The organism is Acidothermus cellulolyticus 11B (genome assembly GCF_000015025.1).
GTDB lineage: Bacteria > Actinomycetota > Actinomycetes > Acidothermales > Acidothermaceae > Acidothermus > Acidothermus cellulolyticus.
In genome coordinates this window covers 824335-848311 of record NC_008578.1, presented here as the reverse complement: position 1 = coordinate 848311, position 23977 = coordinate 824335, and the positions used below count along the sequence as shown (strand labels likewise).

At 67.7% G+C, this 23977-nt stretch carries 18 protein-coding genes, 1 tRNA gene and 2 pseudogenes; 2 read left to right on the top strand and 19 right to left on the bottom strand.

What is annotated here, in order from left to right; genetic code table 11:
* Window positions 1–201: 201 nt before the first annotated feature.
* Window positions 202–1338, top strand: coding sequence for a Nickel transporter NicT (nicT, locus tag ACEL_RS03960; RefSeq protein WP_011719604.1), 1137 nt, complete (start codon window positions 202–204; stop codon window positions 1336–1338).
* A gap of 128 nt (window positions 1339–1466) precedes the next feature.
* Here the strand turns inward: nicT and ACEL_RS03955 are convergent, their stop codons facing one another.
* Window positions 1467–2654, bottom strand: coding sequence for an alpha/beta hydrolase (locus ACEL_RS03955; RefSeq protein WP_011719603.1), 1188 nt, complete (start codon window positions 2652–2654; stop codon window positions 1467–1469).
* A 324-nt stretch (window positions 2655–2978) separates the two neighbouring features.
* Here ACEL_RS03955 and ACEL_RS03945 point away from each other — a divergent pair, with 324 nt between their 5' ends.
* Complete coding sequence (locus tag ACEL_RS03945) at window positions 2979–3809, top strand: undecaprenyl-diphosphate phosphatase (protein WP_011719602.1); 831 nt, start codon at window positions 2979–2981, stop codon at window positions 3807–3809.
* Window positions 3810–4008: 199 nt separating this feature from the next.
* Here the strand turns inward: ACEL_RS03945 and ACEL_RS03940 are convergent, their stop codons facing one another.
* From ACEL_RS03940 to mreC, 18 genes and pseudogenes are all read right to left on the bottom strand, one after another.
* On the bottom strand, window positions 4009–4422 hold the full coding sequence (locus ACEL_RS03940; RefSeq protein ID WP_148204525.1) for a hypothetical protein: 414 nt from the start codon (window positions 4420–4422) through the stop codon (window positions 4009–4011).
* Between the two features lie 820 nt (window positions 4423–5242).
* Window positions 5243–5315, bottom strand: a tRNA-Ala gene (locus ACEL_RS03935).
* Window positions 5316–5478: 163 nt separating this feature from the next.
* The gene (gene rsfS, locus ACEL_RS03930; protein WP_011719600.1) at window positions 5479–5877 is read right to left on the bottom strand and encodes a ribosome silencing factor; all 399 of its coding nucleotides are present in this window, start codon (window positions 5875–5877) and stop codon (window positions 5479–5481) included.
* Between the two features lie 152 nt (window positions 5878–6029).
* Window positions 6030–7244 carry an LCP family protein gene (locus ACEL_RS03925; RefSeq protein ID WP_169303185.1) on the bottom strand — a complete coding sequence of 405 codons (1215 nt, stop codon included), beginning with the start codon at window positions 7242–7244 and terminating at the stop codon, window positions 6030–6032.
* Window positions 7245–7552: 308 nt separating this feature from the next.
* Window positions 7553–8179 (bottom strand): nicotinate-nucleotide adenylyltransferase, encoded by a 627-nt coding sequence (gene nadD, locus ACEL_RS03920; RefSeq protein WP_011719598.1) that lies wholly within the window; start codon window positions 8177–8179, stop codon window positions 7553–7555.
* Between the two features lie 18 nt (window positions 8180–8197).
* The gene (locus ACEL_RS03915) at window positions 8198–9535 is read right to left on the bottom strand and encodes a glutamate-5-semialdehyde dehydrogenase (protein WP_011719597.1); all 1338 of its coding nucleotides are present in this window, start codon (window positions 9533–9535) and stop codon (window positions 8198–8200) included.
* Window positions 9536–9581: 46 nt separating this feature from the next.
* Window positions 9582–9974, bottom strand: a complete 393-nt coding sequence (locus tag ACEL_RS03910) for a hypothetical protein (RefSeq protein ID WP_011719596.1) — start codon at window positions 9972–9974, stop codon at window positions 9582–9584.
* Between the two features lie 212 nt (window positions 9975–10186).
* Entirely contained in the window at window positions 10187–11368 is a 1182-nt protein-coding gene (gene proB, locus ACEL_RS03905; protein WP_011719595.1) for a glutamate 5-kinase, read from the bottom strand.
* Entirely contained in the window at window positions 11365–12795 is a 1431-nt protein-coding gene (gene obgE / locus ACEL_RS03900; RefSeq protein WP_011719594.1) for a GTPase ObgE, read from the bottom strand. Before obgE ends, proB begins: the two co-directional genes overlap by 4 nt.
* A gap of 123 nt (window positions 12796–12918) precedes the next feature.
* Window positions 12919–13212: a 50S ribosomal protein L27 gene (gene rpmA / locus ACEL_RS03895; RefSeq protein ID WP_011719593.1), complete on the bottom strand. Its 294-nt coding sequence runs from the start codon at window positions 13210–13212 to the stop codon at window positions 12919–12921.
* Window positions 13213–13301: 89 nt separating this feature from the next.
* Window positions 13302–13628, bottom strand: a pseudogene (gene rplU, locus ACEL_RS03890) (50S ribosomal protein L21); the annotation flags it as partial.
* A 149-nt stretch (window positions 13629–13777) separates the two neighbouring features.
* Window positions 13778–15835: pseudogene (locus ACEL_RS03885) on the bottom strand (Rne/Rng family ribonuclease); the annotation flags it as partial.
* Window positions 15836–15969: 134 nt separating this feature from the next.
* Window positions 15970–16776 (bottom strand): TIGR03936 family radical SAM-associated protein, encoded by an 807-nt coding sequence (locus ACEL_RS03880; RefSeq protein ID WP_011719590.1) that lies wholly within the window; start codon window positions 16774–16776, stop codon window positions 15970–15972.
* A gap of 8 nt (window positions 16777–16784) precedes the next feature.
* Complete coding sequence (locus ACEL_RS03875; protein ID WP_011719589.1) at window positions 16785–18749, bottom strand: TIGR03960 family B12-binding radical SAM protein; 1965 nt, start codon at window positions 18747–18749, stop codon at window positions 16785–16787.
* A 182-nt stretch (window positions 18750–18931) separates the two neighbouring features.
* On the bottom strand, window positions 18932–20137 hold the full coding sequence (locus ACEL_RS03870) for an FtsW/RodA/SpoVE family cell cycle protein (RefSeq protein ID WP_011719588.1): 1206 nt from the start codon (window positions 20135–20137) through the stop codon (window positions 18932–18934).
* Entirely contained in the window at window positions 20134–22452 is a 2319-nt protein-coding gene (locus ACEL_RS03865; RefSeq protein WP_011719587.1) for a penicillin-binding transpeptidase domain-containing protein, read from the bottom strand. The genes ACEL_RS03870 and ACEL_RS03865 overlap by 4 nt, the downstream gene beginning before the upstream one ends.
* A gap of 34 nt (window positions 22453–22486) precedes the next feature.
* Complete coding sequence (mreD, locus tag ACEL_RS03860) at window positions 22487–23002, bottom strand: rod shape-determining protein MreD (protein WP_011719586.1); 516 nt, start codon at window positions 23000–23002, stop codon at window positions 22487–22489.
* Window positions 22995–23966 (bottom strand): rod shape-determining protein MreC, encoded by a 972-nt coding sequence (gene mreC, locus ACEL_RS03855; protein WP_011719585.1) that lies wholly within the window; start codon window positions 23964–23966, stop codon window positions 22995–22997. The genes mreD and mreC overlap by 8 nt, the downstream gene beginning before the upstream one ends.
* Window positions 23967–23977: the final 11 nt, after the last annotated feature.

Sequence of the window (23977 nt, the reverse complement as noted above, 5' to 3'; positions counted from 1 at the left end):
GCCGGTACGGTGCGGCGGAGCTCCATCACACCGAGCCCCCCGGGAGCTGCACACCAAGCCCCCGGAGCTTCTGCGCGCCGAGCCCCCCGGAGCTTCTGTACGCCGAGCCCCCCGGAGCTTCTTGCAAAAGAGTTGCAATAACATCATGTCGGCAGTACGTTGGCGTCGTTGGCGTCGAGACGACGTTCCGGAGGAGAGACCGTGGCGCAGCTGTCCGCGACCGAAGCCAGACCGACCGCCCGGCGGCGTCTGACTGGATTGGAATGGTCGCGAATCGCCGGCATGGCCGCCGTTATTATCGGGTTGCACGTCATCGGGTGGTTTACGTTACTTGCGATCGTCGAGCCGCAGCACTTGAGCATTGGCGCGAAAACCTTCGGCTTGGGCATCGGCGTGACGGCGTACACCCTGGGACTGCGGCACGCGTTCGACGCCGATCACATCTCGGCCATCGACAACACGACCCGAAAGTTGATGAATGACGGTCAGCGGCCGCTGTCCATTGGATTCTTCTTCTCCCTCGGCCACTCAACGGTGGTTTTCGCGCTGGCCTTCCTGCTGTCGATCGGGGTACGGACGATCGTCGGATCCGTCAAGAACGAGAACTCGTCCCTGCATCACTACACGGGCCTCATCGGCACAACCGTCTCCGGCACATTCCTTTACGTCATCGCGATCCTGAACATTGTCATTCTGGCCGGCATCATCAAGGTTTTCCGCGAGATGCGGCGCGGGGTGTACGACGAGGCGGCATTGGAGGAGCAGCTCAACAATCGCGGGTTCATGAACCGCATCCTCGGACGGGTCATGCGCTCCATCACCAAGCCGTGGCAGATGTACCCTCTGGGACTGCTCTTCGGACTCGGCTTTGACACGGCGACCGAAGTTGCGCTGTTGGTGCTGGCCGGATCCGCGACCGCATCGGGACTCCCCTGGTACGCCATCCTCTGCCTGCCGATTCTCTTCGCCGCAGGGATGAGCCTGCTTGACACCATCGACGGTTCGTTCATGAATTTCGCTTACGGTTGGGCGTTCTCCAAACCGGTGCGCAAGATTTACTACAACCTCACGATCACCGGCCTGTCGGTGGCGGTGGCGCTCATCATCGGAACAGCCGAACTGCTGAGCATTCTTGCGGAGCAGCTGCAACTGTCCGGCGGGTTCTGGGATTGGGTGTCCAACCTCGACCTGAACACCCTCGGCTTCGTCATCGTCGGGTTGTTCGCAGCAGTGTGGGCCGTGGCACTGATCGTGTGGAAGGTCGGACGGGTCGAGGAACGGTGGCAGACCCGCCTCGATCAGGCGGCTGCGCAACGCTCCGCGGTCGTCGCCGATTAGACGCGGCTCGCGCGCGTGCTGCCTGCATGACGGTTTGCCGCACAACGCACCGCGATCGTTACGACCGGACGCACGCGTAACGCGGCAGCAGAGGCGTGGCGCGGGATCAGGTGACCGGTGGCGCGGGATCAGACGACCGGCCTGGCAATCGCCGGGGCTGTCGAGGTTTCTTCCACCCCGGTGAGCCAGTCGAGGGCGGCGGCAAGCGCCGGCCGCCAGACCGCGAAGGTATGGCCTCCCGGGAACCGCTGCATGGTGGCCGGAATTCCCCGCGCGCCGAGGGTGGCCGCCATGGCCCGCATCGCCGCGGCAATCCCGCCTTCCTCCGCACCGCAGGCAAAGAAGACCCGAGTGGGAGGCAACGCCGGCAGGTCGGCGGCATACCGGTCGGGGCTGTTCGCGGCGACGACGGCCGCGAGATCCGGTCGGTGACCGAAGAGGGCGGCCATCCCGCCTTGATGCGTGGGATGCGTGTACCCGGAGAAGTCGAGGACGGCGCTGAAAAGGTCCCGGTGCCGTAATCCAAGGTTGAGCGCACAGAACCCGCCGGCCGACAACCCACCGATCGAACGGTCATTTCTCGACGGAATGGTGCGGAACCGCGCATCGATCGTGGGAACAACATGCTGTATCAGATAGGTTTCGACTGCTTCGTGCGCACCGTCGACGCATTCCGAATCGTCCGACCAGCTGCGGCCTACCGGTGGAAAAACGAGAATCAGGGGATGACCGGCACCGGCCAGCTCTGCTCCGACGTGGAAGGCGTCCGCGGACCGCAGCCAGTCGGCCGGCTCGCCGGGCGAGCCGTGCAGCAAGTACACGGTGGGAAATCGCGCCGTCGGGTCGGTGAAATACTGCGGCGGAAGGTAGACGAGCACCCGGCCAACCGGAAAGCTGGTTTGCCCATCGGTCACCGCCACGCTCGTCACTGCGCCGCGGGCCGCCACCGCCCGCCGGGTCGCTTGTCCCACCGGCAGGACGGCATGCCGCGGGCGTCCGGCCGCAGCGGCGTTCGGTTCCCGCGCCGCGAGCGACGACGATGGACTCGGCGGAGCCGTGAGCAATGCCACCTGCCGAGAACTGAGCGTCGTCCACCGGGCGAGTCCGAAGACGTCCGCAATCGTTGGACGGTACTCGTAATAGGCGTTGACGACATCCGCCGCCGTCACCACGGTAAGAACGGCTGCCACGAGCGCCGTCGCGGCTGCGAAACCGAATCGGCGCCGGCAGGCGATGAGTACCGCTCCCAACCAGGCCGTGGCGGTGACAACCGCAAGGCCGGTGACAAATCCGACCGAGATGACCGAAAGGTTCACGCTGCTGCGTCACCTCCGCCGTCCCCGATCAGCTGCGAGGATACCCCGACCCGCGCGCCGGTGCGCCGCGTGCCCTCCGGAAGTTCACCGGTCGGTTGTCTACCTGTCACCTCGCGGACCTTCCGGGCGTCGTTTCGACCCGCTAAATTCTCCCGGTAGATTTTCTCCGTCGTGCCGCAGCAGAGTGACCGGCCGGCCACGGTGTGGCGCTGCCCGCGTCACCGGCCGCATGAGCCGGGCGCACTGGAAGGACCCGGTCCACGGCTATGGCGGGATGCATGGCTTTCCGCCGCAACACTTTTTCCCGACGAGAGGAGCATGGCCGTGAACGGCGTCAGCGCAGTGGTCCTTGGCGTGATCGAAGGAGTGACGGAATTCCTTCCGGTGTCCAGCACGGCGCACCTCACGATTGCGGAAGCACTCATGGGCATGAAGACGGACGCACCGGCGGTGACGGCGTTCACCGCGGTCATTCAGATGGGTGCGATTCTCGCGGCTATTGTCTACTTCCGCCGGGATATCCGTACGGTCGTGACCGCGTGGTTCCGTGGACTGGTCCGTGCCGACGAGCGCCGATCCCCCGATGCACTGCTCGGCTGGTACGTCATCGCCGGCACCATTCCCATCGGCTTGGCCGGCTATCTGGGCCGCAATGTCATCAAACACGACCTGCGGTCGCTGTGGTACGTCGTCGCCGGTCTGGTGCTGTGGAGCATCGCTATCGTGTACGCGGAACGTACCGCCGCCCAGCGTCGCGACCTGCGGGACATGCGATTGCCAGACGCCGTATTCATAGGCGTCATTCAAGTGCTTGCCCTGGTTCCGGGCGTCTCCCGCTCCGGCGCGACCATCAGCGCCGGTCTTCGGCAAGGATTCGACCGGGTCGCGGCAACCCGATTTTCCTTTTTGCTGGCGATTCCTGCACTGCTCGCCGCCGGCATTTTCGAGCTCAAAGACGCCGTCGGCACGTCCGGAGTCTCCATGGCAAGTCTCGTCGTGGGAACCGGCATGGCTTTTCTCACGGCGTACGCGTCGATCGCCTGGCTGCTGCGGTTCGTCGCGCATCATTCGCTCACCAATTTCGTGTGGTACCGCGTCACCGTCGCTGTCTTCGTGGTGGCCGCGCTGACGACCGGCCTTGTCCACGCGGTCTGACCGGTTGCCGGTTCCCCCTCAGCCGCCTGCCCCGGCCGGCGTTGTCCATCCAGTCGGAACTGCTTGCGCACGGCTCGCGACGCCGGTCAGCGCACCCGTTGCCCCGGTCGTGTGCGGGACAGATCCCAGCACTACCGGTCGCTGGCTGACGCAGCCCCTCGACCATCGCTCATGCGCGGAGCAGACGCTGCCCGGCTCCTCACGGTTCAGAGCCGGGAGCAAATGTCCAGCTGTACGAGTGCACTTTCCAGTGACCGCTCGAATCTGCCGCCAGGGTCATCTGAAACTCGAGGTCGCTACTCGGTGACGAAATCAACCACCGGCCGTTATTGAAGGTCTCGGTCTTCGACCACACGGTCACCACCCCCGTCACCGTCGCAAGCGAGCCGCTGATCTCGACGTCCTTGTAGCGAATGTTCGATACGCCCGCCGCAAGCGCACGGAAGTTCGGGTCCCGTTCCATCGTGATGGCGTTGTTCAACGCTTTTTTCTCATTGACAGCCCCTGCGGCATCGAAGACAGATTCGATCGCGGTGTCGGCATTCGCGATCTGCTTCGCGCGCACGGCGTCGTCCGGCGCAGGAGCGGCGGGCACATCGGCGGTCGAGCTCACAGCCGCCGCCTTGTTGACCGGCACAGGTGGGATTGGCAGTGTTTGGTCGATCTCCAAGGCCCTGGCAACAACCGCTTCCACGCTCGCCCGCTGCACCGATGCCGGGGCGGGGGATGTTGATGACGCCGATGCTGTCGCCAGCGATGTGCGCGGCGACCGGTCCGTGTGAGCTGGATGGCTGGCCAGCAGCCAGCCCCCGACGCCGAGCGCCCCTGCCGCGATACCCGCTAGGACAGGGCTCATCGTGGCTAGGCGTCCGCTTCTGACCATCGTGTGAAACCTTCTCATTTGTTATCCGGTGATATGTGCATAAAGAAAATAGTCGTGGTGGCCGCTCTGGATTGTACGGGAGGAAAGGCCAGAGAGCGTGCTTTCGATTTCACGTGTGCTCATCGACATAATCGCCGTAAAAACCATTATTCGGATCGGTTCCGCGTCCGACCTGCATTCGACGCGGCTGTTGAGCCGTCGTACGCAAAAGTCGGGGCAGCTGTTGCCAAAACAAGCCACGTCGCAATGGTGCCTGCGACAAGCCCCTTCCGAAACACCGAAGCCTCCTGTCGGACAGAGCGCTCCGTCGGTCGGACAGAGCCTGGGTCGACCGGGAATCCGCACGGGCCAGCCTTATCCTTTGGAGAAGGGTACTGTGCCGAGACAAAACAGTCAATGACTCAACCCATCGGCTGCGCGGCAACGACGTGATCAAGGTAATCCGGATCAGGGACTGCCAGATCAAGGACTGTCGGATCACCCGCACGGTCTCCCGCCTGCTGTCCGGCGGGCTCTTCCGGACCCGGCGAGTTCGAATGCGAAACGCTTGTGGAGCTAAGGGGACTCGAACCCCTGACCTCTTGTCTGCCAGACAAGCGCTCTACCAGCTGAGCTATAGCCCCGGGTAACGCGCCACGAGTCTAACGGACGGCGCTGCACCGCGCTGCGGGGTGCACCGCAGCGCACCGGCCCCGCGACGGAACGCCGTGTGCGGATTCCGGCCGGCGCCCCGGCAACGCCCGGCCCCCGTACCAGCGCCGCCGGTCTTGAGCGAGCGCCAGCCGACTACGACGCGCCGACCGCTGCGCTGTCCGCCCCGGTGACCGCCGCCGGCAAGGGCAGGGTGGGGCAGTCCTTCCAGAGACGCTCAAGGCCGTAGTACAGCCGATCCTCGACGTGTTGGACGTGGACGACGACGTCCAGGTAGTCGAGCAGCACCCACCGGCACTCCGCCTCCCCCTCGCGGTGAAGCGGCTTCGCCCGGTGGAACTTCTGCAACCGTTCCTCGATCGCGTCGACCACGGCGCGAACCTGACGATCGTTCGACGCCGACGCCAGCACGAACGCATCGGTGATAGGCAGACGATCGCTCACGTCAAAGGCGACGATGTCCCGCGCCAGCTTCTCCGCAGCCGCTTCCGCCGCGGCCACCGCCAGCTCAACCGCTCGCGGTGATGCCGTCATCGGCCCATAACCTTCGACGCCGCTCCCTTCCGGTACGACAACCGGCTCGCAGCGCTCATTTTCTCATGCCGGCGGGCTGTTTGCCGCACGCCGCGGCGCGGACCGCTGCCGCAGGCAGACCCGCCGATCCTCGTCCCAGCCGTTCCCGCGGCTCACGGCCGGTAGTCGGCGCCGACCATCACGACGACGTCCGCCACGCTGATCGGCGAGGCCACCTTGACGTCCGAGGTCGGCAAGCCGAGAGCCCGCGCCACCGCATACCCCTTGGCGATCGCCGACGACGACGTGTCGAAGATCAGAACAGCGGACGGCGCGGTAGGGTTCGGCATCGTCGGCGCATTCGGTCCCTGGACGTAGACAAAACCCGCCCGCTCAAGCTTGCTGCGGGTGGTTTCGGCAAGCCCCGGCGTGCCGAGCTGGTTCTCGACCATCACCCGATTGCCGGTGAGCTTCTGATTCGCAGGCACCGACTGCGCCAGCTCCTGCTGGACCAGTTTGGCTGTCGCGACGGTGTCCAGGCTGAAGGCTTGGCTTCCGTTCACGGTGTCCAGCGCTTTCACCGGAAGGAGCTGGTCACTCGTCTGATGTTGCGCGGCGTCGGCGGCAAAACCGACGAGCAGGCCGGCGAGTCGATCCGCGGTGAACGTCGACCGCGATCCGGATCCGAGGCCGGCCAGCAACCGGGCAACCTGGCCAGGATCTTTCGGCAAACCGCTCAGCACCGCGTTCCAGACCGCGTCGAAACGCGCGAGCCGCTGCTGCTCGGCCTCACCGTCGGCGAGGAAAGACGCGAACGCGGCGGCCTGCTCACCGGAGAGCCGTCGGGTCCCCGCCGGGACGACGATCACCGTGCCGCCGTTGCTGGTCCTGGTGACGTCGCGGTCGACCGTGACCGTCACCCCACCGACGGCGTCCACCAACCGAGCGAACGCCGACGGCGTGAGCGCCCACGCGCCGTCGACCGTCACCCCCATGAGGTCGGCCAACGTGTCCCGCGGGGCGTTCAGGTCTCCGAGGGAGAGCGCCTGACCAAACGGCATCGACCCAAAGCCCGGCACCTGACTGATCAATCCCGACGGGATGAGGATGACCGCGCCGCTCTGCGTCGCTGGATCATGGGCGACCAGCGCGCTGGCCACCGCCGATTGCAATCCACCGCTCAGCTGGACGAGCAGGGTCGTCTGAGTGCGCGCGGCCGCGGCGGACGACGTCCCCGCGACATGGTGACGGGGTGAGCTGTTCGCCACCGCCCACGACATGAGACCGGCAGCCACCAGCACGGGAATAGCGACCAGCGCGATCCGGCGCCGCATCCGGGCGGCCCGTTCGCGCTGCAGCTGCCGCCGTACCGAGCGTGTCCCAACCATCGGCGGCGCGGTCACCGTGGCGATAGGACCTCCACCGCGGTCCGCACTCGGCTGATCCGCAGGCAGGCGGATGCTGTCGGCGGGGTCGGACCCGGTCGCACCGAGCCCAGCCAGCCCGGTCACCGGCCCGCCGGACCCGTGCCCGCCCGGCTGAGACCGCTCAAGCCCAGCAAGATCGACAACCAGGTCTCGCGCGTCACCACGGCTGGGTGCAACCGGTGGTACGCCGCGCCCGTCCCGGGCCGCCCGATGGCGCGAGGCGCGGCCAAGCGGCGTCCGAGAACCCGGGGTTGCCCGGTGCTTGCCGCTCATCGACCGCCGTCCGTACGGCGATAAAGACCCCGCTTGCTGATGTACTGCACGATTCCGTCCGGCACGAGATACCAAATCGGCCGATTCTGCCGGATCCTTTCGCGACATTCGGTCGATGAAATGGCCAGTGCGGGAATCTCGAGGAGACTGACCCGGTCCGGCGGCAGCCCGGTCGGCGTATCCAGCCGGTGACCGGGCCTTGTGACCCCGACGAAATGCGCCATCGTGAGGAGCTCCTCGGCGCGATTCCAGCTCATGATCTTCGCGAGGGCGTCCGCGCCCGTGATGAAGAACAGGTCGGGATCCGTCAAGCCCCGTGCGGCGAGCTCCGCTCGGAGATCCCGAAGAGTATCGATCGTGTACGTCGGACCCGGCCGGTCAATGTCGACCCGGCTCACGGTGAACCGGGGATTCGACGCGGTCGCAATGACCGTCATCAAGTATCGATCTTCAGCTGGTGCGATGTCACGCTCCGCCTTCTGCCACGGCTGACCGGTAGGAACGAAGATCACTTCTTCCAGCTGGAACTGGCTGGCGACCTCACTGGCCGCCACCAGGTGACCATGGTGGATCGGGTCGAAGGTGCCGCCCATCACCCCGATGCGGGCTCGCCGCCCGGTCACCACACCACCCCGCGTCGGTCAGCGCACGTGCCCGTCGCCGACGACGATCCACTTCGTCGACGTCAACTCCGGCAACGCCATGGGACCCCGCGCGTGCAGCTTCTGCGTCGAGATACCGATCTCTGCACCAAAGCCGAACTCGCCGCCGTCAACAAAGCGGGTCGACGCGTTGATCAGCACAGCCGCGGCGTCGACCTCGGCGGCGAACCGGCGCGCCGCAGTCTGAGACCGCGTGACGATTGCCTCACTATGGCCGGTGCCATGCCGGCGGATGTGGGCAATCGCGTCGTCGAGCGAATCGACCACCGCCGCGGCGATATCCAGGGACAGATATTCGCGGTCCCAGTCCTCCTCGGTTGCCGGCACCACGGTGGGATCGAACGCGGCGACCCGCGCGTCACCGTGCACGGTCACCCCGGCGTCCCGCAGCGCCGCCAGTGCCCGGGGGAGAAACGTCTCGGCGACCGCCGCGTGGACCAGAAGCGTCTCGGCCGCATTGCACACGCTCGGCCGGGAGGTTTTCGCGTTCAGCAGGATCGCGAGCGCCTGGTCGAGGTCGGCGTCCGCATCGACGTACACGTGACAATTGCCGACCCCGGTCTCGATCACGGGTACGGTCGATTCCTCGACCACGCTGCGGATCAGTCCCGCCCCGCCACGCGGGATCAGCACATCGACCAGACCACGCGCCCGCATCAGATGCTTCGCGGCGTCATGGCCGGCGCCCGGTACGAGCTGGACGGCGTCCGCCGGCAGGCCGCTGGCCGCCACCGCGTCCCGCAGCACCTCAACAAGTGCGGCGTTCGACGCCTCCGCTGACGACGAACCGCGGAGCAGGACGGCGTTACCGCTCTTCACGCAGAGGCTCGCCGCATCCACGGTGACGTTGGGCCGGCCCTCGTAAATGATCCCGACGACGCCGAGCGGGACCCGCACCTGACGCAGCTCCAACCCGTTCGCCAGCACGCCGCCGCGCACGATCTCGCCGACCGGATCCGGCAGGGCGGCCACTTTCCTGACGTCCGCGGCAATCGCGGCCACCCGGTTGGCGTCCAACCGCAGCCGGTCGAGGTACGCCGCGGTTGCCCCGGACCGCTCCGCCCGGGAGACGTCCGCGGCGTTCGCCGCGACAATGCGCTCGGTCTGTGCGACGAGCGCATCCGCAATCGCGTGCAGGGCGGCGTCCTTCTGCCGGCGGGTAAGGGTTGCAAGCTGAACCGCGGCCTCCTTGGCCCGGCGTGCGCAGGCGCGGACGGCTTCGGCGACGTCGTCCGACGAGCTGTTCGCAACGCCGCCCGAGTGCGCAGCCGACGCCGCGATCCGGTCAGCGGTCGATCCCTCCGGCGAAGTGGACACGCCGTCAGGATACGTGCTCCGGCCGCGCGGGCGGGCAATCGTCGGGTCAGGTGAACGGCCGCCAGGCGCCGCCCGGGATCACCGGACGGGTCCGGTGATCCCGGCGCCGGCGAAGAAACACCGCGCGGTCGACGATTTCGATGCCGAGCACCTGCCACGGCGGCAGGCCAGCGCTCGCACGATGCTCAGCCCAGAGCCGCAGGGCGAGTACCGCGGCGTCCGCGCAGTCGGCGGCCTCCTCCCAGTACTGAAGCTCGGCCCGATCGGCGGCGTACCGGCCGGAGAGCAGGAACGGCTGTTCGGCCGAGAGCCGTTCCAGTGCGCTGCGAACGAGAAGCGGTTCCATCGGCATCCCGCCGACGGTGAGGGTGACGTGCCACAGTCGGGTATCCGGCTCCGACGAACGACGCCACAACGGGAGCCCGCTCTGCTGGGTCACACGCCACCTCATCCTGCCGCCCGGACCGCGAGCCCCCGAGGACGAGCCGGATCGTCCGGATCCGATCGTCGCCAAAATCGGCAGCGTCCGCAGGACTTTGCCGGAAAAACCGCAAACGATCTCTGCGGCAGGCAGCCCGCGTCACTCCGACTGGCTCCGCGGGAACGGGATCGCGGCACGTCGGCCGTCGCCGTGGTGTGACTCCAGTCGGCTCAGCGGGAGCGGCGGACCAGCACGACAAGGTCATCGCGGTGGACGACCTCACGCTGATAATCCGGGCCGAATTGCTGCGCCAGCTCCCAGGTCGACCGGCCGATCAGATTCGGCAGATCGGCGGCGTCGTAGTTGACCAGGCCGCGGGCCACCCGTCGTCCGTGCTCGTCGACCAAATCCACCGGGTCCCCGGCGTTGAAGTCACCGTGGACGCCGACCACGCCGGCCGGCAGGAGCGACAATCGCCGGTCAACCACGGCCGCCACCGCGCCGGCGTCCAACACCAGCCGTCCGCGGGGCGCCGTGGCGTGGGCCAGCCAGAGCAGCCGGGATGACATCCGGCGACCGGTCGGCCGGAAGAACGTGCCGACGTCGTCCCCGCGAAGCGCGGCAGCAACTGCGGTAGCGGCGGTAAGCACCACCGGGATGCCTGCCGAGGTCGCCAACCGAGCCGCTTCGATCTTCGTGATCATGCCGCCGGTGCCGACCGCTGTTCCGACGCCGCCGAGGTCGATGGCGTCGAGATCCCGCTCGCTGCTGACGACCTCAATCCGCCGCGCCCCCGGACGATTCGGCGGCGCCGTGTACAGCGCGTCCACGTCGGAGAGCAGCACGAGGAGATCGGCGCGGATCAGATGGGCGACCAGAGCGGCCAACCGGTCGTTGTCACCGAACCGGATTTCATCGGTGACGACGGTGTCGTTCTCGTTGACGATCGGAACGACGCCGAGTTCGAAGAGTCGCCGCAGGGTCCGTTCGGCGTTCCGGTAGTGAGCACGACGGATCATGTCGTCGGAGGTCAGCAGGATCTGCCCGACCGTGATGCGGTGGACGGCGAACGCCCGGGCGTACGCCCGTACCAGGAGGCTCTGGCCGACACTCGCCGCCGCCTGCTGGGTCGCCAGATCCCGGGGTCGGCTGACCAGGCCGAGTGGACCAAGCCCGGCGGCAATCGCGCCCGACGAGACGATCACGCAGTGGGCGCCGCGGCTGACTCGCTCGGCCACCGCGGCCGCCAGCGCCGCGATGTTTTCTTCCCGCAGGCCGCTGGCCGAGCCGCCCGGTTGGTCATCCGCCGCCGCGGAACCGGCCCTCGCCGCAGGGTACGAGGTGACCGACGAAGAGCCGATCTTGACGACGATGGTCTGCGCCGCCGTCACTTCGGGTCGGGTGCCGCTCACCCGTCCTCCTCGTCACGGGCCGCCGAATCGTCGTCCCCATCACCGGCCCAGTGCGCCGTTGCGGGCGGAGCGGCGGCGTGAAGCCGCGGATCAGTGCCACGCGGCCCGAACGGGTGTCCCACGCCGGCACGAATGCCCGGCTCGTAGTCGAAACTCACACCCCCTATGATCACCTCGTCACCCGGACGCGCCCCCAACCGGGCAAGCTCGTCTTCGACCCCGAGCCGAGCCAACCGGTCGGCCAGGTAGCCGACCGCTTCGTCGTTGCTGAAATCGGTCTGCGCCACCCAGCGCCGGGGTTTCTCCCCGTCGACGATGAACGCCGATCCCCGACGGCGGACAGTGAACTCGGGCTCGGCGATCGCAGGGGGCCGCAATACGATGCGCGGCGGTTCCGGAGCCGGTCGGTTCGCCCGCGCCGTCTCCACAAGCCCCGCCATCGCGAAGACCAGCTCCCGCAGCCCCTCCCGGGTCACAGCGGAGACCAGGAAGACGGGCGCGTCGGCGATCTGCCGGGCGGCGGCTTCGGCCCGGGCCCGTGCCTCCGGAATATCGATCTTGTTGAGGACGACCAGCTGCGGCCGCTCGTGCAGCGGAGGTCCGCCGAGGTCGAGGGAGGCGTAGGCGGCGAGCTCGGCCCGGATCGCAGCGAGGTCGGCGAGCGGACTGCGATCCGGCTCGGCTGCGGCGCAATCCACCACGTGGACGACGGCCGCGCACCGTTCGATGTGCCGGAGGAACTCCAGCCCGAGGCCGCGCCCCTGGCTTGCGCCGCGAACCAGCCCGGGAACATCGGCGACCGTGAACCGTATCTCACCGGCCTCGACCACACCGAGATTCGGCGCCAATGTGGTGAACGGATAGTCGGCGATCTTTGGTCGGGCGGCTGAGATCGCGGCGATGAGCGAGGACTTGCCGGCGTTCGGATAACCGACGAGCGCAATGTCGGCGACGCTCTTCACTTCGACGACGACGTCGCGTTCCTCCCCCGGTTCGCCACGAAGCGCGAACCCGGGCGCCTTGCGGCGGGCTGACGCCAGCGCGGCGTTACCCAGACCGCCCCGGCCGCCGCGGGCCGCCACGTAACGGGTGCCGGCGCCGACCAGGTCCGCCAGGACCTGGCCGTCCAGGTCCTTCACCACCGTGCCGTCCGGCACAGGGATGAGCAGATCGGCGCCGTCAGCGCCGTGCTTGTTGTTGCCCTGACCTGGGCTGCCGGGCGCGGCTCGACGGTGTGGGCGACGGTGGAGATCGAGCAAGGTTGTGGTCCCGGGATCGACGACGAAGACGACGTCGCCGCCTCGGCCGCCGTTACCGCCATCCGGCCCACCGAGTGGCTTGAATTTCTCCCGCCGGATGGACGCGCAGCCATTGCCGCCGTCTCCGCCCCGGACGTGGACGACGACTCGATCCACGAACGTGGTCACGCCAGCTCCTCCCACGTTCGTTCACAACGCATCGATCAGCGGTCATCATGCGGTGCGATCGACCGACCGTGATGATGCCGGGGCGGCTCCAGCCCCTCCGCTTCCGCCGGAGGGTGCCGAGCGTCAGCTCCCTGTCGCAGCCGGTTGCGCCGGTGTCGCGGCCGGTTGCGCCGGGACGACGCTCACCACCCGACGGCCCCGGGCAGTACCGAACGTCACCGCGCCGCTGACCAGGGCGAACAGCGTGTCATCGCCGCCACGGCCGACCCCGCTCCCCGGGTGGAAGCGCGTGCCACGCTGGCGGACGAGAATCTCGCCCGCGTGCACGAACTGCCCGCCGAATCGCTTGACCCCGAGCCGCTTCGACGTGGAGTCACGTCCGTTACGGCTCGACGACGCACCCTTCTTGTGAGCCATCGTCCCTACTCCGCTGTCGCCTGCGCCGCCGTCGTCTGATCCGCGGCCGCTTTCGCCGACGCCCGCTTCGGCGCTGTCTTCCGGTCCGCCGCGGCTCGCGGACCAATGTGCGTCACCTTGACAAGAGCAAGGGGTTGCCGATGTCCCACGCGCCTGCGGTAGCCGGTCTTGTTCTTGTACTTGAGAATGCGAATCTTCGGCCCCTTCGCATGGCCGACGACTTCGCCGGTGACGGTGATGTCCGCCAGGGCTGTCGCGCCTGTGGTGACCGACGGGCCGTCGACGACGAGCACGGCGGGCAGCTCCACCGTGGCCCCGACCGTCGCGGTCGCGCCTTTGGCTGCAGCATTGATCTCAATGACGTCACCGACGGCGACTCGATGCTGCCTGCCGCCGCCACGCACGATCGCGTACACCGCAACTCCCGTCGGGTCTTTCCGGTCACTAGAGCCGGCTGGTCGAGCACATGCGAACCACGAGCCAGGTCGCTCGGGCCGCTAGATTACCACGGCCGCCGCGGTCACGAAGCGGCCCGGGCGCTCCGACGTCCCCGCCGCTCGGCACCCGCGGCACCGACCGCGGCTGGTTCGGCCACCGGTTCCGCCGACGGCTCCGCTTCTTGGCGGGTACGAGCCCGTCCGCGATGCGCCCGACGCTGCGCCGTGACCGGATCCGTGTGAATGATCACGCCGCGGCCGCCGCACACCTCGCACGGCTCGGAAAAGGCCTCGAGAAGGCCGCTGCCCACCCGCTTGCGGGTCATCTGCACGAGACCAAGCGAGGTGACTTCAGCCACTTGATGCTTGGTGCGGTCCCGGCCGAGGCATTCGACGAGCCGGCGGAGCACCAGTTCCCGGTTGCTTTCCAGCAGCATGTCGATGAAATCGATGACGATGATGCCGCCGATGTCGCGGAGCCGCAATTGCCGCACGATTTCTTCCGCGGCTTCGAGATTCGTCTTGGTGACCGTCTCTTCGAGATTGCCGCCCTTGCCGACGAATCGCCCGGTGTTGACGTCGATGACGACCATCGCCTCGGTACGGTCGATGATGAGATATCCGCCACTCGGTAACCACACCCGGCGGTCCAGCGCCTTGGCGAGTTGTTCGTCAATGCGGTAGTGGGCGAAGACGTCTTCATCGGACGTCCAATGGGAAATGCGGGGCAGAAGGTCCGGGGCGACGTGCGCGACGTACGCCTCGACCATGTCCCATTCGCTGTCGCCTTGCACGACCAGCTGCGCAAAGTCTTCATTGAATATGTCGCGCACCACGCGAATCGTCAGATCCGGTTCGGCATAGAGCAGCGCGGGCGCCGTGCCGCTCTCGGCCTTCTTCTGAATGTCCTCCCACTGCGCCATCAAACGCGCGATGTCGCGGGCTAATTCTTCTTCCGACGCCCCCTCGGCCGCGGTCCGCACGATGACACCCGCGCCTTCCGGCATGATTTTGCGAAGAATGGCCTTCAGCCGGTTGCGTTCGGTGTCGGGCAATTTTCGGCTGATGCCCATCATGGAACCTTCGGGCACGAAGACGAGGAAACGTCCCGGCAGGCTGATTTGGCTGGTCAGCCGCGCCCCCTTGTGTCCGATCGGATCCTTGGTGACCTGGACGACGACGGTCTGACCCGGTTTGAGCGCCGCTTCGATCCGCTGCGGCTGACCCTCGAGACCGGTGAGGTCGAAATTCACCTCCCCGGCGTACAGCACGGCGTTGCGTCCCTTGCCGATGTCGACGAACGCCGCCTCCATTCCCGGGAGCACGTTCTGCACCCGTCCGAGGTAGACGTTGCCGACGATGCGGTTCGCCGACGTCGTACTGACGTAATGCTCGACGAGAATGCCGTCCTCGAGCACGCCGATCTGCGTGAGGTCACCCCGCTGCCGGACCACCATCACCCGCTCGACCGATTCCCGGCGGGCGAGGAATTCCGCTTCGGTGAGAATCATCCCGCGGCGGTTGCGCCGGAGCAGTTCCCGCCCTTCCCGGCGGCGTTGCTTCTTCGCCTCGATCCGCGTCGAACCGGTGAGCAGGGCCATCGCAGCATCGAGGTCGTCTGCGCCGGCCGACCCTGTGTCGGTCTCCGGAGCCTCGACCGCGTCGAGTACGCGGTCGTCCTCGGCCGTTCCGGTCGTCCGCCGACGACGACGCCGACGGCGCCGTGCGGTGATTCCCTCGGTCGTTGCGGCGGATACTTGCTCGGCCGGCTCGGACGGTGCGCTGCCGTCGTCCAGATCCGCCGAGCGGATCTCCGGTTCGCCAGCAGCGCCGTCCGTGCTGGAGAGTGCCGCGGACGGTTCCTCCGGCACCCGCCGCGCCCGGCGTCGACGGGACGTCACCGCAGCAGGCTCGGGGGCTTGGAACACCACCGGCGGAGGCGGCTGGAAGACCACCATGGGCGGGGGCACGGCCGGCCGTTTGACCGGCGGCAGTTCGGCGACCGGCGCACCGGTGCCGGATTCGCCGGCGGGTGTTGCGTCGTTCAGTGTGGCGGCATCAGGTGCTCGCGACGGCGATGCGGAGGTGCTCTCGACGGCAGCTGTGTCGCTGCCCGCGGTCCGTCGTGAACGTCGGATGCGCCGAGGAGCGTCGGTCTTCGCGACGCTCTCGTTCGGCTCGTTCTCGGGCATGGATACGGAATCTTTCCTCGGGCTTCCGGGCACCACGATGCGGCGCCGCGCGGAAGCAGCAGTCCAGTGCGGTCATTGCAGTGCGCATGCACGAACAGCGCAGGTCGGCGACGAAGCCAGCCGATACGTCAGGTCGAGACAGTCCGCGATACCGAACCATCCGGTGCGGTAATGCGCCTCGTCTCATCGGCAATGTGCTCCCTGTCGGGCGCAAGCGGATCAGCTAGCCGGCCGTTCTCCTCGAGGTGACCCTGCGCCAACCGCGTCGCCAGGGGCGGCGTTGGAAGCGCCAGGTCAGCGACCTGCCGGAGCCCAGCCACAACGTCGTCGGGTCGAACGGACGGTGTCAGGTGCCGCACGACCACGTCGAGTATGACACATTCGTCATGATCCCCGGCGCTTGCGGTCACGGCGAGTCGCGCCACCGCCGCCCGAACGTCCATGACGCGACGCCCGTCTTTCGTCACCCGCTCCACCGGAACCTCGACGGCGTCAAGGAAGGCCCGCACCGCCGCGGCCACGGCGGCATGGTCAGCACCGGGCAGTCGGATCTCCCAGCGCGAGGCGTCGATCCGGTCCGCAAGCGTGCCGCCTCGGGCCTCGACGACGTCCAGGACGTCGAAGCCCGCCGGCAGGGCGGCGTCGAGAGCCTGAGCCGCGGCTGACGGATCGACGGCCGCGGTGAGCGCGAGTTCGACGTACTCGGCCTCACTGGCCGCCCCAGTCGGAGCGGCGCCGACGTACGAGATCCGTGGATGCGGAGTGAACCCGGCGCTGTACGCAATCGGCAGCCCGGCGCGACGGACCGCCCGCTCCAACGCCCGCTGGAAGTCCCGGTGGCTGGTGAACCGGAGCCGGCCACGCTTCGCCCACCGAACCCGCAACCGCTGGACGACCGGCGCGGCCTCCCCGCCGGCATGCGATCGGTCCGTCATCGGCGACGTCACGCCGCCGGACGGCCAATGGGCAGCCGGCCGTCCGTCAGGGGAATCAGGGTGCGTCCGGTGGGTCCGATCTGGATGTCGGTCCCCATCGTGTCGCAGACCCCGCAGTCAAAGCACGGCGACCAACGGCAATCGTCGACTTCGATGCCGGCAAGGGCGTCCTGCCAGTCCTGCCAGAGCCAGTCCTTGTCCAGCCCCGAGTCGAGGTGATCCCACGGCAGCACTTCGTCGCGGGTCCGCTCCCGCGTCGTGTACCAGTCGACGTCCACCGGCTCGCCGGCGAGAGCCCGTTCGGCGGCCTGCATCCACCGGTCGAACGAGAAATGCTCACTCCAGCCGTCGAACCGGCCGCCGTCCCGCCACACCTGCTCAATCACGCGGCCGACGCGGCGGTCCCCGCGGGAGAGCAACCCTTCGACGATGCTCGGTTTGCCGTCGTGGTAACGGAATCCGATCGCCCGGCCGTACTCCCGGTCGGAGCGAATTCTGTCCCGAAGCTTCGCCAGCCGGGCATCAACCGTCTCGTGATCGAGCTGGGCCGCCCACTGGAACGGCGTGTGCGGCTTCGGAACGAATGCACCAATCGAGACCGTGCAGCCGATGTCCCGGCTCCCGGTGGCTTGCCGTCCTGCGTCGATCACCTTGCGGGCGAGGTCCGCGATGGCGAGGACGTCCTCATCGGTCTCGGTGGGGAGCCCGCACATGAAATAGAGCTTCACGCGGCGCCACCCATGCCGGTACGCCGTCGTGACCGTGCGGATCAAATCCTCCTCCGTGACCATTTTGTTGATCACGCGGCGCATCCGCTCGGTGCCGCCCTCGGGGGCGAAGGTGAGCCCGGACCGGCGTCCGTTGCGGGAGAACTCGTTGGCCAGATCGACGTTGAACGCATCAACCCGCGTCGACGGCAGCGAGAGCGAGATGTTCGTTCCCTCGTACCGGTCGGCAAGCTGCTTGGCCATCGGGCCGATCTCCGAGTGATCCGCGCTGCTCAGCGAGAGAAGCCCGACTTCGGAGAACCCGGTCGCCCGCAGGCCGGCGTCGACCATGGCGCCGATCGTGTCGATCGAGCGTTCCCGGACCGGCCGAGTGATCATCCCAGCCTGGCAGAACCGGCATCCGCGGGTGCAGCCCCGGAAAATCTCCACGCTGTACCGCTCATGGACCGTCTCCGCCAGCGGGACGAGCGGACGCTTCGGGTAGGGCCACTCGTCAAGGTTCATCAGGGTGTGCTTGCGGACCCGGGCCGGGACACCGGGCCGGTTGGGGACGACGGCCGCGAGCCGCCCATCCGGGTGGTAATGGACGTCGTAGAACTGTGGCACGTAGATGCCACCGGTCGCCGCCATCCGGGCCAGCAATTCGGTGCGGCCGCCCGGGCGGCCGTCGGCCTTCCATTGCCGAACCATCGACGTGATCTGGGCGACCACCTCTTCCCCATCGCCAAGCACCGCCGCGTCGATGAAATCGGCGATTGGCTCGGGATTGAACGCGGCGTGACCCCCGGCGATCACGATTGGATGATCGTCGGTCCGGTCGGTCGACCGGATCGGGATGCCGGCGAGATCGAGGATGTTGAGCAGGTTGGTGTAGCCGAGCTCGGTCGGAAACGTGACGCCGATGAGGTCGAAGGCGGCGAGCGGGCGATGGGTCTCCCAGCTGAATTGGGGGATGCCGTGACGGCGCATCAGGCGTTCGAGGTCCGGCCAGACGGCGTAGCTCCGCTCCACGAGGACGCCGTCCATCTCCCCAAGGATCTCGTAGAGAATCTGGATGCCCTGATTGGGCAAGCCGACCTCGTACGCATCGGGATAAACGAGGCACCATCGCACGTCGCACGCGGCCCAGTCCTTGGCAAGGCTGTTCAGTTCCCCGCCGATGTACTGCACGGGCTTCGTGACGGAGAGAAGCAGCGGCTCCAGGCGGGGAAAAACAGACGGCGGAACCTGCTCGGTCACCGGCATCGGCGTCGATCCCTCCATCCCCAGAGTTTTTAGGGTAACGGGTGCACCGCCTCGTGACGAGCGCCGGCGGCTGGCACCGCGATCAGGACGAGGACGCCAACCGCGGGCCGTCCGCCGCGGCTAGTCCTTCGGCGTCGGCGAGAACCAGGACGACGGCCCAACCGCGGGTCGTCCGCGCACGGTCACTCCGGCGCGATCCGGGCCACCACCTTGGCCTGGATCGCAATGTTCTGCAGCAGCCCGATGGCCAGCATGCTCGCGAAGAGCGACGACCCGCCGTACGAAACGAATTGCAGCGGAATACCGGTGATGGGCATGATGCCGAGGTTCATCCCGATGTTCTCGAACGACTCGAAGGCGAACCAGCAGACGACACCGGCTGCGGTAACGCGGCCGAATGCGTCCGGCGCGTGCGCCGCGATCCGCAACCCACGCCACAGGATGACCGTGAGAAGGAGGATGATGAGTCCGCCGCCGAGGAAACCGAGTTCCTCCCCGGCGGTGGCGAAGATGAAATCGGTATGCGCGGCGAAGACATACCCATTGTTGATCTGTGATCCGTGGAAGAGCCCCGTGCCGTGCAGGCCGCCGGAACCGATGGCGATCCGCGCTTGGTACGCGTTGTACCCGTAGGTCTGCGTCCCCGATTCCGGGTGGAGAAAAGCCGTCAACCTGGCCTCCTGGTAGCCATGGAGGAGGTGGAATTTCACGGCGACCACGGCTGCCAGCGCAACGAGCACCGTGAGACCCACGAGCCAGCGCGTCGGAGCACCGCCAACGGCCAGGACGCCGAACAGGATGACGAGAATGACCAGCCCGGTGCCGAGATCCCGCTGGAGCAGAACCAATCCCGTGGGCACGGCGAAGAATGCCAGGATCGCCACGACGTCGAAATCGCCGATGTCAGATCGTCCCGAGACACGGGCGTTGACGACGAGCGCGGCGAGCACGATCAGGGCGAGTTTTGCGAATTCCGACGGTTCAAGCGACAGTCCACCCGGCAGCCGAAGCCACGCCCGCGAGCCGTTGACACTGACGCCGACGACGAACGTCGCCACCAGGCCGCCGAGCGCGAGGACGTACAGCACCGGAGCGGCCGCGCGGATCGTGCGGTACTCGACGAGCGAGGCGAGAACGGCGAAGGCCGCCCCGACGACGAGAAAAAGCAACTGCTGCTTGGCCAGGGTGAACGGATGGGTGGGATTCAGCGGCTTGGTGGCAGCCGCGATCAACACGACGCCGAGCCCGGCGAGGCTGAGGACGGCCGCCCATAACGCCCAATCGCCGTGCCAGATCCGCTGCCAGCGACCAGGCGCCGCGCGCCGTCCCACCGCCCCGCTCCGGCCATTGCGGACACCCGCAGTCGCCGGCGTCGTCCAACTCGTCATCGCCGACCCCCTCGACGTTCCGGAGGAAGTACCGCCACGGCTGGCGCTACTGCGGCGGCGGTGCCTGTCCCGGAGCGCGAAATGACGCCGCTCGCGTTGGCTGCGGCAGCGGTGGGCGTCGGCACCCCGGAGGTCGCGACATTCGGCAGGGTGGCGGGCGGCACTCCGCCGGGCAGCGCCGGGCCGGCTTGCGCGAACGCGTCGTGCGGCAGCCGATACGGCCCGCTGCCATCCAGGCCGTACAGGCCGTCGTAAATTTCCCGAACCGCGGGCGCGGCCGTCACTCCGCCTTGGCCGCCTTGCGACACCATCACGACGACGGCGTACTGCGCGGGTTGACCCACCGGTCCGCCGAACGACGCGAACCACGCGGTGGAGTCCTTCGGCGTCCCGTCGGGGTTGAGCGCCTGCACCTCCGCGGTTCCCGTCTTGCCGCCGATGGTGTATTTGTCGAACGGAAATCCAGCGAACGCGTTGTACGCCGTGCCCAGTGGATTCGTGGTCACCTGGGTCAGCGCCTGGCGGAGGTAGCTGAGGACGTCGGCGGGCACCGGCAGTTTCCGGGACGGTGCGTTGATTTCTTGGATGACCGTGCCGTTCGGGGCGACGAGAGCGCGGCCGATCCGCGGGGTGAAAAGCGTTCCGCCGTTCCCAATCGCCGCGTAGTCCATGGCGAGCTGCAACGGGGTGACGGTCACCGTACCTTGGCCGATCGCGAAGTTCAATGCGTCACCTTCGCGGTACTGGTAGCCGTCCTGGCAATTCTCCCGGTCGTATTCGCGATACAACGGATTCGGCTCGGTCTGCGCTTCCGCGCACCACAGCGCCTTGTTCTTCTTCCACGCATCGATTTTTTCCTGCCGGGTCTCAACGTTGCCGGATCCGTCGATCGGCAGATCGATGTGCGTCGGTTGGCCGAGTCCCCACCCGAGCGCTTCGTTGATGATGGCATCCCGCGGATGGGTCGGCGTCAGGCCGCCGTCCGCTTTCCAGAGCGTGTCACCAATCTTGTAGAAGAATGTGTCACACGACACCGTGAGGGCTTCCGCGAAACTGATGGCGCCGAGTCCTGTCTCTCCCTCAAAGTTGGTGAACGTTCGGTTTCCGGCGGTGAAAACCGTGGGGCAGTCGTATCGACCGGTGATGCTGTAGTACGGCGTCGACACCGCACCGGCGGTGGTAATGGGCTTGAACGTGGATCCGGGGGCGTACTCACCCTGGACCGCCTGCGAGAACAGCGGATTGCCGGGCGCATGCACCAGCGCGTCATACGCCGTCTGGCTGATGCTTCCGCCGTCCCAGACCCCGGGGTTGTAGGTCGGGTAATTCGCCAAGGCAAGCACATGCCCGGTGCGGGCGTCGATGACGACGGCCGCGGCGGCGTCGGCATGCTGGGTCACCATGCGGTGATTGGCCAACTGCGGAACGGTCCGCGCATGCTCGACGGCGTCCGCCAGCGCCTGCTCGGCAATCTGCTGCACCCGCGCGTCGATGCTCGTGACGAGCGTCGCTCCGGGAGTCGGCGGAATTTCCCGTACGGTGCCGAGCGGATTGCCTGCCGGGTCCACCGACACCACCCTCGTGCCCATCGTGCCGCGCAGGTACTGGTCGTACTCCGCCTCCAGTCCCGCCTGGCCAATCATTTCACCCGCCGCTGCCGCCGTTTTCAGCTCGTCGGCGGCCTGCTGGGTTTTCGCGCGGGCGACGTCATCCGCGGTGATTTTCCCGACGTGGCCGAGGATCTGCGCAGCGGACGCGCCGGCTGGACTGGGATAGCTGCGGATTTGCTGAATTTCCGCGGTGATGCCGGGAAAAAGCTCCTGACGCTCCAGGACCTGGAGCGCGATCTGCGTGGCGCGCGCGGCGGCGTCCGCCGTGTCCAACCGGAGCAGCGGAATCGGTTGCAGCGGCGAACCCGTCCAGCAGCCCGGATTCATCTGCGGCGCCTTCGCCCCGTACTTGTGGTAGTCGCACAAGGTGACCCGGGCCTCGAGATCCTGCTCCGACACTCCGAGGATCGCGGCCAGCCGTTGCAATTCCGCCCGTCGCGTGGCGGTATCTTTCGGCAGCGCCGTCGCCAGTGCGCTGACGACGAGGGCGCTTTCGTTTCCCGCGAGCACCCGCCCGACGTCGTCCACCACAAGACCACGCGGCGCGACGGTGTGCACGGTGTTGGTCGACGTCCGGTTGGCGGCGGCGGCGTACCGGTCGCCGGCCATCACCTGCATGTACCAGAGGCGGCTGATCAATGTCACAGGAAGGGAGAGCACGAGAGCGGCCAGGACGACGAGCCGAATGCGCGACCGGTTCTCCACGGGTCCTCCTCCCTGTTCGACGCTAGGCCGCCGCTCAGTCGCGCGATACCGCAGGCTGCAATCGGCGGACAAGGCTCGTGATGGGTGGGACGACGAACGGGGTGAGCAGCAGGTCGTAACCGACCGATGACGCGACGGCGACCGGCAGCGCCCCACCGGTACCGGCCGCCTCCCCAAAGATCACTCCGCTTCCGGCGAAGACCAGGGTGCCGAGAGCGACCGCCAGGGCGACCGCACCGAGGGCTGCGGCGACCGATTCCTTGGCCTCCAGCCGAAACAACCCGGCGAGATAGCCGACCAGGCACGCCGCCAGCGCGTACCGGCCGATGAGGTGATCAGCCGGCGGGACGACGTCAGCGACGAACCCGGCGACAAAGCCCGCCACCGCGCCGGACGACGGCCCGGTCACCAACGCCCACGCGGCCACGACGAGCAGGAGCAGGCTCGGCGGTGCGCCCGGCAAGTCGAGGGGACCAAGCACCGTCGCATCGAGGAGGATCGCGAGCAGTACGAGGCCGAGGAAGAGCCCGGTCCGAGTCGCTCTACCCATGGCTGGGCGCCGGAGTCGGTGACGGGAGCGGTGACGGTTGGGCCGCCGGCCGGCTCGGCTGCGGGACAGGAGCCGGAGTGGCGGTGACGGTGACCGTGACGGTGGGTACCGGCGACGCCAGGAGGGCGCCGCGCGGATCCGTCCGCGGCGGCTTGACGACGACCCCGACGAGGTCCAGCGTCGCGAAATCAACGAACGGGCGAACCGTGCCGGTCTGCACTTCCCCGGCCAGGGGGGTGCTCACCGCGGTGACCGTGCCCACCGGAACACCCCAGACGAACGGCGTTTGATCAACCGAACCGGCGGTCACCAGCCCGGTGCCGGGTGTGATCCGGACGCTCGGGTCGATCAGCTGCAGGCTCATTGCGGCGCGGCCATGGCCGCTGACCACACCGATCGCGCCATTCGGCAGCCGGACACCGACGTTGAACTGCGGATCGATGGCCAGCACCACGGTGGCGGTGTCCGCAGAGACAGCGGTGACCCGGCCCACCAGACCGTCGCCGTTGATGACCGTCATCTCCGGTCGGACGCCGTCGCGGCTCCCGACGTCAATCGTCGCAGTCCACTCGAAACCGGCTCCCCGCCCAACCGCGATCACCTGGGCGGGAACGATCGTGTACTGACCGATCGAGGAGACCTGGATGAGCTTGTCGAGCTCCGCCGCTCGGTGCTGCTCGAACGGCTGCGCCCGCAGCTGCCGGCGCAGCGTCTCGACCTGCTGCTGCAGCTGCTGCACCTTCTTGTGCTCTGACCCAAAGGAAGCCACGGTGTCGATCGCGTGCCGGACCGGCCGGACGACGTCCGCGGCGAGCCGCTCGACCGGACCGAACACCGCAAGACCGATCCGGCGCAGATCACCGAAGACGCCGCGCCCGTTCGACTGGTAGTCCAGGGTGATCAGGGTGAACGCGGTGAGGAGCAGGAGCGCGAGGATCAGCCGCGTTCGCCGGGTGTCCCTCACGGTCTCACGTG